The sequence below is a fragment of the Gillisia sp. Hel1_33_143 genome, from assembly GCF_900104765.1.
Lineage (GTDB): Bacteria > Bacteroidota > Bacteroidia > Flavobacteriales > Flavobacteriaceae > Gillisia.
Window position 1 is genome coordinate 1,828,208 of the sequence record NZ_LT629737.1, and the last position, 13,209, is coordinate 1,841,416.

At 34.7% G+C, this 13,209-nt stretch carries 13 protein-coding genes; 11 read left to right on the forward strand and 2 right to left on the reverse strand.

The window, feature by feature from the left end:
* The first annotated feature begins 75 nt into the window (after nucleotides 1-75).
* The 3 genes from BLT84_RS08380 to BLT84_RS08390 all read left to right on the forward strand — a co-directional run bounded on the left by BLT84_RS08380 (nucleotide 76) and on the right by BLT84_RS08390 (nucleotide 2,245).
* Complete coding sequence (locus BLT84_RS08380; RefSeq protein WP_091264431.1) at nucleotides 76-600, forward strand: DUF4920 domain-containing protein; 525 nt, start codon at nucleotides 76-78, stop codon at nucleotides 598-600.
* The gene (mnmD, locus tag BLT84_RS08385) at nucleotides 601-1,275 is read left to right on the forward strand and encodes a tRNA (5-methylaminomethyl-2-thiouridine)(34)-methyltransferase MnmD (RefSeq protein WP_091264434.1); all 675 of its coding nucleotides are present in this window, start codon (nucleotides 601-603) and stop codon (nucleotides 1,273-1,275) included.
* A gap of 67 nt (nucleotides 1,276-1,342) precedes the next feature.
* A complete protein-coding gene (locus BLT84_RS08390) occupies nucleotides 1,343-2,245 on the forward strand; it encodes a TIGR01777 family oxidoreductase (protein ID WP_091264437.1) in 903 nt (300 codons plus the stop codon).
* A gap of 53 nt (nucleotides 2,246-2,298) precedes the next feature.
* Here BLT84_RS08390 and BLT84_RS08395 read toward each other — a convergent pair whose 3' ends face one another.
* Nucleotides 2,299-2,967, reverse strand: coding sequence for a YceI family protein (locus BLT84_RS08395; protein WP_091264441.1), 669 nt, complete (start codon nucleotides 2,965-2,967; stop codon nucleotides 2,299-2,301).
* 150 nt (nucleotides 2,968-3,117) lie between these two features.
* Between BLT84_RS08395 and BLT84_RS08400 the strand changes: the two genes are divergently transcribed.
* The 5 genes from BLT84_RS08400 to BLT84_RS08420 all read left to right on the forward strand — a co-directional run bounded on the left by BLT84_RS08400 (nucleotide 3,118) and on the right by BLT84_RS08420 (nucleotide 8,583).
* Nucleotides 3,118-3,708: a nucleotide exchange factor GrpE gene (locus BLT84_RS08400; RefSeq protein WP_091264447.1), complete on the forward strand. Its 591-nt coding sequence runs from the start codon at nucleotides 3,118-3,120 to the stop codon at nucleotides 3,706-3,708.
* A 42-nt stretch (nucleotides 3,709-3,750) separates the two neighbouring features.
* Nucleotides 3,751-4,869 (forward strand): molecular chaperone DnaJ, encoded by a 1,119-nt coding sequence (dnaJ, locus tag BLT84_RS08405; protein ID WP_091264451.1) that lies wholly within the window; start codon nucleotides 3,751-3,753, stop codon nucleotides 4,867-4,869.
* A 213-nt stretch (nucleotides 4,870-5,082) separates the two neighbouring features.
* Nucleotides 5,083-6,012: an ABC transporter ATP-binding protein gene (locus BLT84_RS08410; protein WP_091264454.1), complete on the forward strand. Its 930-nt coding sequence runs from the start codon at nucleotides 5,083-5,085 to the stop codon at nucleotides 6,010-6,012.
* Entirely contained in the window at nucleotides 6,005-7,303 is a 1,299-nt protein-coding gene (locus BLT84_RS08415) for an ABC transporter permease (RefSeq protein ID WP_091264457.1), read from the forward strand. Before BLT84_RS08410 ends, BLT84_RS08415 begins: the two co-directional genes overlap by 8 nt.
* Nucleotides 7,304-7,416: 113 nt before the next feature.
* Nucleotides 7,417-8,583, forward strand: a complete 1,167-nt coding sequence (locus BLT84_RS08420) for a sigma-54-dependent transcriptional regulator (protein ID WP_034890117.1) — start codon at nucleotides 7,417-7,419, stop codon at nucleotides 8,581-8,583.
* Nucleotides 8,584-8,667: 84 nt separating this feature from the next.
* Here the strand turns inward: BLT84_RS08420 and BLT84_RS08425 are convergent, their stop codons facing one another.
* Nucleotides 8,668-9,261 carry a hypothetical protein gene (locus BLT84_RS08425; RefSeq protein WP_091264460.1) on the reverse strand — a complete coding sequence of 198 codons (594 nt, stop codon included), beginning with the start codon at nucleotides 9,259-9,261 and terminating at the stop codon, nucleotides 8,668-8,670.
* Between the two features lie 77 nt (nucleotides 9,262-9,338).
* Between BLT84_RS08425 and BLT84_RS08430 the strand changes: the two genes are divergently transcribed.
* From BLT84_RS08430 to BLT84_RS08440, 3 genes are all read left to right on the forward strand, one after another.
* Nucleotides 9,339-10,223 carry a PPK2 family polyphosphate kinase gene (locus tag BLT84_RS08430; RefSeq protein WP_091264463.1) on the forward strand — a complete coding sequence of 295 codons (885 nt, stop codon included), beginning with the start codon at nucleotides 9,339-9,341 and terminating at the stop codon, nucleotides 10,221-10,223.
* 67 nt (nucleotides 10,224-10,290) lie between these two features.
* Complete coding sequence (locus BLT84_RS08435; protein ID WP_091264466.1) at nucleotides 10,291-11,697, forward strand: M20/M25/M40 family metallo-hydrolase; 1,407 nt, start codon at nucleotides 10,291-10,293, stop codon at nucleotides 11,695-11,697.
* A gap of 102 nt (nucleotides 11,698-11,799) precedes the next feature.
* Nucleotides 11,800-13,191 carry an MATE family efflux transporter gene (locus tag BLT84_RS08440; protein ID WP_091264469.1) on the forward strand — a complete coding sequence of 464 codons (1,392 nt, stop codon included), beginning with the start codon at nucleotides 11,800-11,802 and terminating at the stop codon, nucleotides 13,189-13,191.
* Nucleotides 13,192-13,209: the final 18 nt, after the last annotated feature.

Genomic DNA, 13,209 nt, shown 5'->3' on the forward strand with positions numbered 1-13,209 from the left:
ATTACTAGAATCAAAATTGAAAGTTTTGCTAAATTTGACAGGTTATTGATTTACAGTCATTAAATTAAAATTATTATGAAAAAATTAAGTCTTTTTGCAGTATTTTCTGTCCTTTTAATAATTTCTTGTAAGAATTCTCAACAGGAAAAAAGTATGGAGGTTGAAGCCTCAGCAGTATTGGATGATCAAAAGTACCAGAATTTTGGTGCAGAATTAGGTGATGATAAAAGTGTATCTGCATTGGAAATGGAAAATACCTTTAATACTTTAAGACCTGGAGATACAATTCCTATGAAGTTTACTTCTACCGTAAATGAGGTTTGTAAGAGTAAAGGTTGTTGGATGACTTTAGATCTTCCAAACGAGGAAGAAACTGTAATGGTAAAATTTAAAGACTACGGTTTTTTTGTGCCAAAAGATATTGAACAGCAACAAGTAGTTGTGCACGGTAAAGCATATGTTTCTGAAGTATCTGTAGAGGAGCAACAACATTATGCAAAAGATGGAGGGAAATCTGAAGAGGAAATAAATGCTATTACCAAACCTAAAAGAACATTATCTTTTATAGCAGATGGAGTATTGGTAGCTGATAATAAATAAATGAAAAGAGAAATTATTACAACTGGAGATGGTTCTTCTACCATACATATCCCGGAATGGAATGAACAATATCATTCTAAACACGGTGCAATACAAGAGGCAAGACATGTCTTTATTGAAATGGGTCTTAAGAAAATTCTGGAGCGAGATAATTGTAAAGAAATTTCTATTCTGGAGATTGGATTTGGTACTGGTCTTAATGCCATGGTTACATGGGAAGCTATTGAGGCTAAAGAAATCTTTATTAATTATACAGGGGTAGAAGCTTACCCGGTAGCTGTGGAGGAAATAATTCAGCTAAATTTTGCTGAAGAAATTAAACTAGAGAATTCAAAAGCTATATTTAATAAGTTACATGTAACCTCATGGGAAGAGGCGAATAAGATCTCTGAAAACCTAACTTTAACCAAACAACAAAAATTCTTTCATCAAATTGAAGACGTAGATACCTATGATCTTATTTATTTTGATGCTTTTGGAGCACGCGTTCAGCCAGACCTATGGACAGTAGAGATCTTTGAGAAAATGTTTAAAGCCACCAAGCAAGATGGTATTTTGGTTACCTATGCAGCTAAGGGCTCTGTAAGAAGAGCAATGTTAGAGGTAGGTTATAAAGTAGAAAGGTTGCAGGGTCCTCCGGGTAAACGCGAGATGTTAAGAGCTACTAAAGTCTAACGCCTGTTAAACCTGTTATAAATGCTTCTTATTTGCCAAAACAGTTTAATACCTTGTCAATAAAAAAATGAAGGTTTTAATCACAGGTGCAACAGGTCTTATAGGGAAAGAGATCACAAGAAAATGCCATCAGGCAGATATTTCTGTGAATTATTTAACTACCAGCAAAGATAAGATAGAGAACAAGCCCGAATATAAGGGGTTTTATTGGAATCCGGAACAGCAAGAAATAGACAAGGCTTGTTTTAATGATGTAGATGCAATTATTCACTTAGCGGGAGCAAGTATTGCAGAACGATGGACAGATAGTTATAAAAAAGAAATAATTTCTAGTAGAGTGGATACCGCCGCGCTACTTTATAAAACGCTCAAGGCATCTGAAATTGAAATAGCTCATTTTATCTCGGCTAGTGCAATTGGTATTTATCCAAGTTCTCTGCAAAAACTTTATACAGAAGAAGATAATGGTGTAGATGATTCCTTTTTAGGAGAAGTGGTAGTGAAATGGGAGGAAGCGGCAAATCTATTTACAGACCTAGGAATGGAAGTCTCTAAGGTGAGAATAGGATTGGTTCTTGCTCAGGATGGTGGAGCTTTACAAAAGATGAAAGAACCTGTTTCGCTAAATGTTGGAACAGCTTTGGGTAGTGGTAAACAGTGGCAATCTTGGATTCATCTACAGGATCTTGCAGGAGTATTTGTGCATGTTCTTCAAAATAAATTACCGGGAATATATAATGCTGTAGCCCCTGGGCCTGTTACTAATAAAGAACTTATTAATGGAATAGCTAAAGTGCTAGGGAAGTCTATTTGGTTACCAAATGTTCCGGCTATCGCTTTAAAAGCAGCATTAGGAGAAATGTCTGCAGTTGTTCTTTCAAGTCAATTAGTCAGTGCAGAGAAAATAATAGCTTCGGGTTATGATTTTCAATTTAAAAATCTAACCAAGGCTTTAGAAGATATTTTATAAAAAAAAAGAACCAGGCTTTTGGAGCCTGGTTCTTAAATATATAGATGTAAATATTAAGCTTTCTTAGCTTTAACCTTTACAGTAAGTGTAATGTCATCACTAATAAATTTATCACCTAAATTATCCATTACAGATTTAGACATAAATTTTATTCCCCATTGTGTACGGTCTATTGTAAAAGATTCACTTGTTAACTCAAGTTCATCACCATCAATATCAATATTTACAGGAAATTCAACATTCTTGGTCTCCCCTTTCATGGTAAGATTACCACGTAACATAGTGTTTCCTTCAACTTCATTAACACCGGTAATTTCAAAAGTAGCTTTTGGAAATTCCTTTACATTAAAGAAATCACTTTCTTTTCCTTCAACAGTACCTTTTAAGTGATTTTCCAAGTTTGCTTTATCATCACCTTCAAGATCTTGGACTTCAATAGAATTCATATTAATCACAAAAGATCCAGATTCTATCAAACTATCATTGGCAGTAAAAGTTCCTTCAGAGATGCTAATGACTCCATTATGAGACCCGGCAGGTTTTTCACCTTTCCATTCTATGGTAGAATTAGTAGTATCTACAACAAATTCTACAGCAGCCTCATTTGCGCTAGCAACTTCTTGAGCATCTGTAGTTTCTGCATTATTATTTTCATTCTTACATGCTACAGTAGCAAGAGCAATTCCTCCTACAAGACATAAATTTAAAATAGTTTTTTTCATGGTTTTCTCTTAAAAATTTAATTTGCAAAAATAGTCAATATGTAAATGGCGATATCATAAATCTATATTAATATTTAAGATGACATTTTGACAAATTTCTAGAATTGGCAGTAATTTTGACTTTAATGTAAAAACAAATATTGTTTAGTAATGAGCACGAACGAAGAAAACTACAAAGACGAGAATAATAAGAACATCAATAATATTGATGAATCTGTGAAAGATCAAATTGAAGAGCTTATGGATGAGGCAATTGAAGAAGTTGAGAGTAATCAAGATGCTTCTGATATTTCTGAAGATGATGCGCTTAAAGCTGATCTTGAGAAGGAGAAAGATAAGTTCTTAAGATTATTCGCAGAATTTGAGAATTATAAAAGAAGAACTTCAAAAGAACGTTTAGAGCTTTTCAAAACCGCTAATCAAGAAGTTATGACAGCTATGTTGCCTGTTCTTGATGATTTTGACAGAGCTATGAATGAGATCAAAAAAGCCAAAGACAAGAATCTTTTAAAAGGTGTTGAATTAATTCATAATAAATTCTCTGAAACTTTAAAGAATAAAGGTTTGGAAGCAATGGAGGTTAGTAATGGTGATGCATTTGATGCAGATATACATGAAGCTATTACCCAAGTACCAGCACCCTCAGATAAGCTTAAAGGAAAGATTATTGATGTTGTTGAACGCGGATATAAGCTTGGAGATAGAATTATTCGCTATCCAAAAGTAGTGACAGGGAAATAGGATTTCCAAATTAGTCACTTTAAAAATTCAGAAAATTAGAAGATGAAACAGGATTATTACGAAGTATTAGGAATAAGCAAAGGAGCAACTGCTGCCGAAATTAAAAAAGCATATCGTAAAAAGGCGATTGAATTTCACCCAGATAAGAATCCGGGAGATTCTTCTGCTGAAGAAATGTTTAAGAAGGCTGCAGAAGCATATGAGATATTAGGTAATGAAGATAAGAGAGCCAAATACGATCGTTTTGGACACCAAGCCTTTGATGGCGGTGGTGGCTTTGGCGGCGGTGGCGGCATGAACATGGATGACATCTTCAGTCAGTTTGGAGATATCTTTGGCGGTGGTTTTGGCGGCGGAGGATTCTCTGGTTTTGGCGGTGGTGGAGGCCAGAGGAGAGTTAAGGGTAGCAATTTAAGAATTAGAGTTAGCCTTACTCTTGAGGAAATAGCCAACGGTACCGAAAAGAAAATAAAAGTTAAGCGTAAAGTTCAGGCAGCTGGCACTACCTATAAAACCTGTACTACATGTAATGGTTCTGGACAGGTAACCAGAATCACTAATACTATTTTAGGAAGAATGCAGACAGCATCTCCATGTAATGTTTGTGGTGGTGCCGGGCAAATTATAGATCAAAAACCGGATGATGCAGATGCACAAGGCTTAAAAGTTCAAGAAGAAACTGTATCTATAAAAATTCCGGCTGGAGTTGAAGATGGAATGCAGTTAAAAGTTACTAGTAAGGGTAATGATGCTCCTGGTAATGGAATTCCAGGAGATCTATTAGTAGCTATTGAAGAAAAGCCACATGCCTCTTTACAAAGAGAAGGTGATAATTTACATTACGATCTTTACATAAGTTATTCTGAAGCTGCTTTAGGTGCCTCTAGAGAAATTGATACCGTAACCGGTAAAGTAAGAATTAAGGTTGAGGAGGGAGTACAGTCTGGGAAGATCCTAAGATTAAGAGGTAAGGGTATCTCAAATCTTAATGGATATGGAAAAGGAGATTTGTTGGTTCATGTAAATGTTTGGACCCCAAAGACCTTAAATAAAGAACAGCGCGAATTTTTTGAGAAGATGGCAAATGATGATAATTTTAAGCCAAATCCGGAAAAGAGCGATAAGTCATTTTTTGAAAAAGTAAAAGATATGTTTTCTTAAAAGAATGGTTTTAAGATAATTTTTATATATTTGACTATCACTAAAACCTTTAGTGATAATTTTTCTTTTTCATAGCAATTTTTTTCCCATCCTAGAATTTTTATTTTAGGATGGGTTTTTCTTTTATATAGATCTAGGTTTATATTTAAAAAAATATTGAAAAGATCTAAGGTTTACCTGCATTTCAATATCTTTACCTTATAACTACTATTTATGGATAATCTTCTGGTAGCAGAAAATGTTTCTAAACATTTTGGAGAATTTACTGCGCTAAATAATGTTTCTATTACCATTCCTACTAAAAGTATATTTGGATTACTAGGTCCTAATGGAGCCGGTAAAACAACACTCATTAGAATCATCAATCAGATAACCATGCCAGATAGTGGTAGGGTATTGCTTGATGGGAAACCTCTAAGCCCATCAGACGTAAGTCTTATAGGCTATTTGCCGGAAGAGCGAGGCTTGTATAAATCTATGAAGGTGGGTGAACAGGCTTTATATTTAGCAAGGTTGAAAGGTCTTTCAAAAGCTCAAGCTAAAGAAAGGCTGGAGTATTGGTTTAAGAGACTAGATATAACACATTGGTGGGATAAAAAAATTCAGGAACTATCTAAGGGGATGGCTCAAAAAGTACAATTTGTAATTACAGTACTACATGAACCTAAATTATTGATATTTGATGAACCTTTTAGCGGTTTTGATCCTGTAAATGCAGATCTTATTAAAAATGAGATCCTTAAGTTGAGAGAAGATGGAGCTACTATTCTATTTTCTACCCATAGAATGGAAAGCGTAGAAGAACTTTGTGATTATATGGCTTTAATTCACAAGTCTAATAAACTGCTGGATGGAAAAGTAAGTGATATTAAACGAGCTTATAAGTCTAATACCTTTGAAGTAGGAATTCATCCTAGAGACGAGGCTATATTGTTACAAGAACTAAATAGCAACTTCAAAGTTGGAAAAGCACATTTTAAGAGTATTACAGAAGACTTGAAATTGAGTATACAGCTAAAGCCCGAAGAATCTGCGAATGATCTTTTGCAATACTTGATCTCCAGAGGTACCGTAAATCATTTTGTGGAGGTAATTCCTTCTGTTAACGATATTTTCATTAAAACCGTCACCACGAATGCATAATTTAAAGCTCATCCTTGAACGCGAATATCTAGCTAGAGTTAGAAACAAGACTTTCATTGTCATGACATTTCTAAGCCCATTAATACTAGTGGGTATGATCTGTTTAATTGCTTATTTAAGCATGCTCAATAATAATGAGGTTCATACCATGGCTATTAAAGATGATAGTGGGTTATTTGAAAATGATTTTAAAGACAGTGAAGATGTTAATTATGTAAACCTTTCAGATCTATCACTAGAAGAAGCTAAAGCGAGTGCTGCTAAGAACGAATACTATGGTCTCCTTTTTATTCCTGATGTTCAGGATAATCGCGAATTAGCAGGTTCTATTGAATTTTTCTCTAAAGAATCTCCCTCTTTAAGTAACCTTAGACATATAGAGCGCAACATAAAAGAAAAATTAACCAATAGAGAGCTTATTTCTAGAGGAGTAGATATTTCTGAAATTGAATCTGCAGAAACTGTAGTAGATATACAAGTTCAAAATTTTGAAGGAAGGAGAACTTCAAAGATGTCTAATTATATAAAGATGTTCTTTGGTGGCGCAGCAGGATATTTGTTAATGATGTTCATTATAATCTACGGGAATATGGTGATGCGAAGCGTAATAGAAGAAAAGACCAATAGAATTATAGAGATTATTGTTTCTTCTGTAAAGCCAATTCAGCTAATGCTTGGAAAAATACTTGGAACTTCTTTAGCAGGGATTACCCAATTCGCAATTTGGGTAGTTTTAGGAGGAGTGCTGCTTGTTGCAGCTTCTTACTTTACCGGGATGGATCTTGTTTCGGGACCATCTCAGGCGCAGGAAGGACTCGATAAGATGTCTGGTTCGGAAATGCAGCAATTATTATTAGATGTTAGTAATCTGCCAATTACTAGTCTATTAATTTTCTTCGTAATCTATTTCTTAGGAGGCTATTTTTTATATAGTGCTATTTATGCGGCTATTGGTGCTGCTGTAGATTCAGAAACAGATACGCAACAATTTATGTTTCCAATAATATTACCACTTATGTTGGCCATCTACGTGGGTTTCTTCTCGGTTATAGAAAATCCTCATGGTACAGTTTCCACCATTTTTTCTATGATTCCGCTTACCTCTCCTATCGTAATGCTAATGAGAATTCCTTTTGGAGTACAGTGGTATGAGCTAGCAATATCTATAGCAATATTAATAATTACCAATATTGGTGTCTTGTGGTTAGCAGCAAAGATCTATAGAGTAGGAATATTGATGTATGGTAAAAAGCCCACTTATAAAGAGCTTTATAAATGGCTTAAATATTAAATTCTCTATAAATTTAATAGGAAGTTCTTCTTTTCTGAAGAGAGTCAGTTAAATTTAAACTTTATAGAAAAAACTAAGATTCAGCTGTAAGGCTGTAATTACAAAAACATAAAATGGCGAAAATATTAGTTATAGAAGATGAAGCTGCTATTCGCAGAGTTTTAATTAAAATTCTATCAGAAGAAAATAGTACTTACGAGGTAGATGAAGCTGAAGATGGTCTTATTGGAACAGAGAAAGTAAAAGATGAAGATTATGATCTGGTGCTATGCGATATCAAAATGCCAAAAATGGATGGTATTGAAGTATTGGAAGCTATCAAAAAAATTAAACCTGAAGTTCCTGTGGTAATGATATCTGGCCATGGAGATCTAGATACAGCGGTAAATACCATGAAATTAGGTGCTTTTGATTATATTTCTAAACCACCAGATCTAAATAGATTGCTTAATACTGTGAGAAATGCTTTAGATCGTAAAGAACTTGTGGTGGAGAATTCTAGACTTAAGAAAAAGGTAGGGAAGAACTATCAAATGATAGGGGAGTCTCCTTCAATTTCTAAGATTAAGGAGATTATAGAAAAGGTAGCACCTACAGATGCCAGAGTCTTAATAACAGGTCCTAATGGTACTGGGAAAGAGCTTGTAGCTCATTGGTTACATCAAAAAAGTGACCGCTCTAATGGCCCTATGGTAGAAGTTAATTGCGCTGCGATTCCTTCAGAATTGATAGAGAGCGAATTGTTTGGCCATGTTAAAGGAGCTTTTACTTCGGCAAATAAAGATCGCGCCGGTAAATTTGAAGCTGCAAATGGTGGAACAATATTTCTAGATGAAATTGGAGATATGAGTCTGTCTGCTCAGGCTAAAGTGTTGAGAGCACTTCAGGAAAATAAGATTTCCAGAGTGGGAAGTGATAAGGATATTAAGGTAAATGTAAGAGTTGTAGCAGCTACCAATAAAGATCTTAAAAAGGAGATAGAAGAGAATAGATTTAGGGAAGATCTTTATCATAGACTAGCAGTAATTCTAGTTAAGGTACCTGCTCTTAATGAGCGAAGAGATGATATTCCATTACTTGTAGATTTCTTCTCAGATAAAATAGCGGAAGAACATGGTAGCAATAAAAAAGATTTTACCAAGCCGGCTATAGATCTTCTTAAAGAATATGACTATACAGGGAATATACGAGAATTGAGAAATGTAGTAGAACGTTTAATTATTCTTGGTGGCAAAGAAGTAACAGAAGAAGATGTAAAACTTTTTGCAAGTAAATTGTAGGGTTAAAGGGACTTAATGAGTTCCTAGAAAAAAACTCATTAAAAAGAAAAAAGCCTGCTGATTAAAGCAGGCTTTTCTAATTTATTATTTTCCTTCTTTTAGAGATTTAGGAATGTATCTTAAAAAATACATAGTGTCTCCACTAGGGTGTTGCCATTCATGAAACAGTTCAAATCCAAAACGTTGATACACCAAAGCATTCTGTCTCATTCTGGTTTCAGCATAAAGTGGGATTTTATATTCCTCTGCCTGACGATAGAATTCATCTTTCATCTCTTTTCCGGTTTGAGTATCTGCACCTCGTGCATCAGATAGAATTCCCCAGAACCAACAATAGAGATATTCACCTTCTTGAGGTCTTTGTGCTTTAATATAGCTTTGAGTCTTCAAGATCTTCAAGGCATTTTTAAAGCCTGTAACATTTCTTAGCAAACCAAGCTGAGTAGGTAATTCTTTCCAAAAGTTTTCATCGTCTTTGCTAGTCTTAAATAATATAGCAATACCCTTTTCATTTTTAGAAATAATTAATGCATCTTTTTTTATGGCTTTCTCAACCATATGAGCAGCTAGATATTGAAAACGCGCATCTCTTTTAGAATCGTCTTTAACGATATCCATAGATGTTGGGATCTCTTTAAGTAAAAGAGCTACTTTATTTATAATTTCTTCCTTCTCCAAATCACTTTGTTTAGGTTGCGAAGATAAAAAAAAATCATCTTTTAAAGATTTGTATCTTTCGCTATCAACACATGTTTATGAAAGATATCAATATAGAGCAATTTATAGCTACATCAGATTTTAAATTAAAGAATGTTTCTACAAAAATAGCTTTAGAGGCAGATGAAGATAAATTAGAAGATGAACTTAAGAAATTAAGTAAAAAGCTTGGGGAGTGGCAGGATGTACTGTATGCACATAGCAAATATGCAGTGTTAATATGTTTACAGGGAATGGATACTGCAGGTAAGGATAGTTTAATACGTGAAGTTTTTAATCAATTTAATACTAGAGGCGTAGTAGTACATAGTTTTAAAGTGCCTACAAATCTTGAATTAAGGCATGATTTTTTATGGAGACACTATATAGCGCTGCCTGCGCGTGGAAAATTTGGAATTTTTAATAGAACGCATTATGAAAATGTTTTAGTAACCCGCGTACATCCGGAATATGTATTGGGTGAAAATCTACCAAATGTAAATAGTTTGGAAGATATTGATGAGAATTTCTGGGACTCTCGATTTGAACAAATAAGAAATTTTGAAGATCACTTATCTAAGAATGGGACTATTATATTTAAATTTTTCTTGAATATATCTAAAGAGGAGCAAAGACAACGTTTGCTTAGAAGATTAAATCGTAGCGATAAAAATTGGAAGTTCTCTCCGGGAGATCTAAAAGAGAGACAGTTATGGGATGATTATATGGATTGTTACGAAGAAGCTATTCAAAGAACATCTACTCCAAATGCTCCGTGGTATGTTATTCCTTCAGATAATAAAGATGCTGCCAGGTATATAGTTGCTAAAGTTCTATGGGAGGAGCTTTCTAAATATACAGATGTTCAAGAGCCAGAATTAGAAGCTAAGATCTTAGAGAATCTGGAAGATTATAAAAAGCAGCTTCAACATCCAGACGCTTAGGCCTCATTATTGATTGTCTGCATTAGATTTTGTTAATTAGCAATCTGCAAAAAAAAAATCCGCATTTATGAAAAGATCATTAGTAGCACTCGCATTGATTATTAGTTTCTTTAATCTTCAAGCACAAGAAAATAAACAGAGTGAAGATTCTTTAACCATAAGAAAAATATATGATTACAATTTGCTGCAAGGTCATTCTTATAAGTGGTTAGATCATTTATCTAACGATATTGGAAGTAGGCTATCTGGTTCTTTAAATGCTCAGAAGGCTGTAGAATACACCAAAAAGCAATTAGATTCTTTAGGTCTGGATAAAGTTTGGCTTCAGCCGGTGATGGTTCCAAAATGGGTGCGTGGAGGAAAGGAATATTCTTATGCTCAAACTGCGCCGGGAGTAACTAGAGATCTTAATATCACAGCGTTGGGAGGTTCTGTAGCAACTCCAGAAGGAGGAACTAAAGCTAAGGTTATAGAAGTACAAGGTCTGGAGGACCTTGAGAGATATGGTGAAGCAGGAATCAAGGGTAAAATAGTGTTCTTCAACAGACCTATGCGTGCAGATAATATGAATACTTTTGATGCTTATAGCGGGGCTGTAGATCAACGTTATGCAGGAGCTATGGAAGCTGCTAAATATGGAGCGGTTGGTGTTGTTATTAGATCGTTAAATCTAAGATTAGATGATTATCCACATACTGGTTCTATGACTTATGGAGATCTGCCAGCGGCCCAGAGAATTCCTGCTGCAGCGCTGAGCACTAATGATTCTGAATACTTAAGCAGCTTACTAAAAGTTGATGAAAATGCTGAGGTTTATTTTAAATTGAATAGCTCTTCGTTGGCAGATGTGCAGTCTTACAATGTAATTGGCGAAATTACTGGCACAGAATTTCCCAAGGAATATATAGTGGTTGGTGGTCATTTAGATTCTTGGGATCTAGGAGATGGCTCTCATGATGATGGTGCAGGAGTAGTACAGTCTATGGATGTTCTAAGAACTTTTAAAGAATTAAAGATTAAACCAAAAAGAACTATTAGAGTAGTGCTGTTTATGAATGAAGAAAACGGACTTCGTGGCGGTACCAAATATGCAGAAATTGCTAAACAGAAAAATGAAGATCATATTTTTGCCCTAGAGAGTGATGAAGGTGGCTTCACCCCAAGAGGTTTTTCTATTGAGGCGAATAAAGCTCAGTTCGAAAAAATTAAAAGCTGGTCTAATTTATTTGAACCTTATCTAATTCAGCATTTTATTATGGGCGGCAGCGGAGCAGATATTGGACCACTTAAAAATGATAAGATCGTTCTTGCAGGCTTAAGTCCAGATTCTCAACGTTATTTTGATCACCACCACTCTGCTAACAATACTTTTGATCAGGTTAATAAACGTGAACTAGAGATGGGTGCTGCAACGATGGCTTCTATGATTTACCTCGTTGATAAATATGGATTTAATTCTTCTAACTCTAAGTAGTTTTAATTAGTGTAACTAGTGAGAATGCGTGTCTAGAAAATGTTAGTTTAATTAAAGCTTCTAGATTAAAACAAGTTATCTTTGCGCCTTAAAAATTAAGATTTGCAATTAACCGCCTACACCAAAGAATTTAGAACCAGTTTGAATATTGCCTTTCCTGTTATGATGGGGCAATTGGGACATGTGTTGGTTGGGTTGGTAGACAATTTAATGATTGGGCGATTGGGTGCAGCTCCTTTGGCAGCTGTTTCTTTGGGGAATAGTCTTGTATTTATTGCCCTCTCTCTAGGTATTGGGTTTTCTTTCGCTATAACTCCATTAATTGCAGAGGCAGATGGAGCATCAGATATAGAGCTTGGTAAGCGCTATTTTCATCATGGTATTATTTTGTGTACTGTTAATGGTGTTTTATTATTCTTACTTCTTTTATTAGCAAAACCTATACTTTATTATTTAAATCAACCACAGGAAGTTGTAGAACTAGCAATACCATATTTAAATATCGTTGCATTTTCTATGATTCCGTTAATGATCTTTCAGGCTTTTAAACAGTTTGCAGACGGATTATCACAAACTAAATACAGTATGTACGCTACCATTCTTGCGAATGTAGTGAACGTAATATTTAATTTCTTATTGATCTACGGTATTTGGATATTTCCAAAATTGGGTCTTGAGGGTGCCGCTATTGGTACCTTGATCTCTAGATTCTTTATGCTTTGGTTTATCTGGGAAATATTGAGAAGGAAGAAGAAATTTAAAGAATATTTTATTTGGAGTAAAAAGGAATTAATTAAAACGAGCATCTTTAAGAGAATGATTGCTCTTGGATTTCCATCTGCTTTACAGATGTTTTTTGAAGTAGCTATTTTTGCAGGCACTATTTTTCTTGCTGGTACACTTGGAACCAATCCGCAGGCGGCGAATCAAATTGCACTTAATTTAGCCTCTATGACTTATATGATTGCTGTAGGCTTAGGAGTAACTGCCACTATTAGAGTTGGGAATCAAAAAGGTTTAAAGAGGTATAAAGATCTTCGTAGAATTGCATTCTCCACTTTCTTGTTGGTTTTTTTAATTGAAGCTGTTTTTGCTCTAGGATTTATACTATTAAAAGATTGGTTACCAACTTTGTATATTAGCAATGTGGAGGTTATTATTCTTGCATCTCAATTATTAATAATAGCTGCATTATTTCAGTTAAGTGATGGTTTACAAGTGGTGATCTTAGGAGCACTTAGAGGACTTCAAGATGTAAAGATCCCTACTTTAATTTGCTTTATAGCTTATTGGGTAATTGGCTTTCCAGTGTCATTTTATTTCGGTCAAAAGGAGATTATGGGAAGTATGGGTATATGGATGGGTCTATTTGTAGGTCTCACCGCATCTGCCTTAATGTTATATTTAAGATTTAATTACCTAAGTAAGCAAGAAGTTTTAAAAGAAAATGAAAGTGAAGCTCTTGAGGCAGCAAAAACAACAACACTTTCTTAAATATTATAAGAACACAAA

Bases quoted from the DNA above. Each gene is read 5' to 3' on its own strand.
- BLT84_RS08400 (WP_091264447.1), top strand. From the start codon at position 3,118: ATGAGCACGAACGAAGAAAACTACAAAGACGAGAATAATAAGAACATC.
- mnmD (WP_091264434.1), top strand. From the start codon at position 601: ATGAAAAGAGAAATTATTACAACTGGAGATGGTTCTTCTACCATACAT.
- BLT84_RS08415 (WP_091264457.1), top strand. From the start codon at position 6,005: ATGCATAATTTAAAGCTCATCCTTGAACGCGAATATCTAGCTAGAGTT.
- BLT84_RS08390 (WP_091264437.1), top strand. From the start codon at position 1,343: ATGAAGGTTTTAATCACAGGTGCAACAGGTCTTATAGGGAAAGAGATC.
- dnaJ (WP_091264451.1), top strand. From the start codon at position 3,751: ATGAAACAGGATTATTACGAAGTATTAGGAATAAGCAAAGGAGCAACT.
- BLT84_RS08435 (WP_091264466.1), top strand. From the start codon at position 10,291: ATGAAAAGATCATTAGTAGCACTCGCATTGATTATTAGTTTCTTTAAT.
- BLT84_RS08430 (WP_091264463.1), top strand. From the start codon at position 9,339: ATGAAAGATATCAATATAGAGCAATTTATAGCTACATCAGATTTTAAA.
- BLT84_RS08380 (WP_091264431.1), top strand. From the start codon at position 76: ATGAAAAAATTAAGTCTTTTTGCAGTATTTTCTGTCCTTTTAATAATT.
- BLT84_RS08410 (WP_091264454.1), top strand. From the start codon at position 5,083: ATGGATAATCTTCTGGTAGCAGAAAATGTTTCTAAACATTTTGGAGAA.
- BLT84_RS08420 (WP_034890117.1), top strand. From the start codon at position 7,417: ATGGCGAAAATATTAGTTATAGAAGATGAAGCTGCTATTCGCAGAGTT.
- BLT84_RS08395 (WP_091264441.1), bottom strand. From the start codon at position 2,967: ATGAAAAAAACTATTTTAAATTTATGTCTTGTAGGAGGAATTGCTCTT.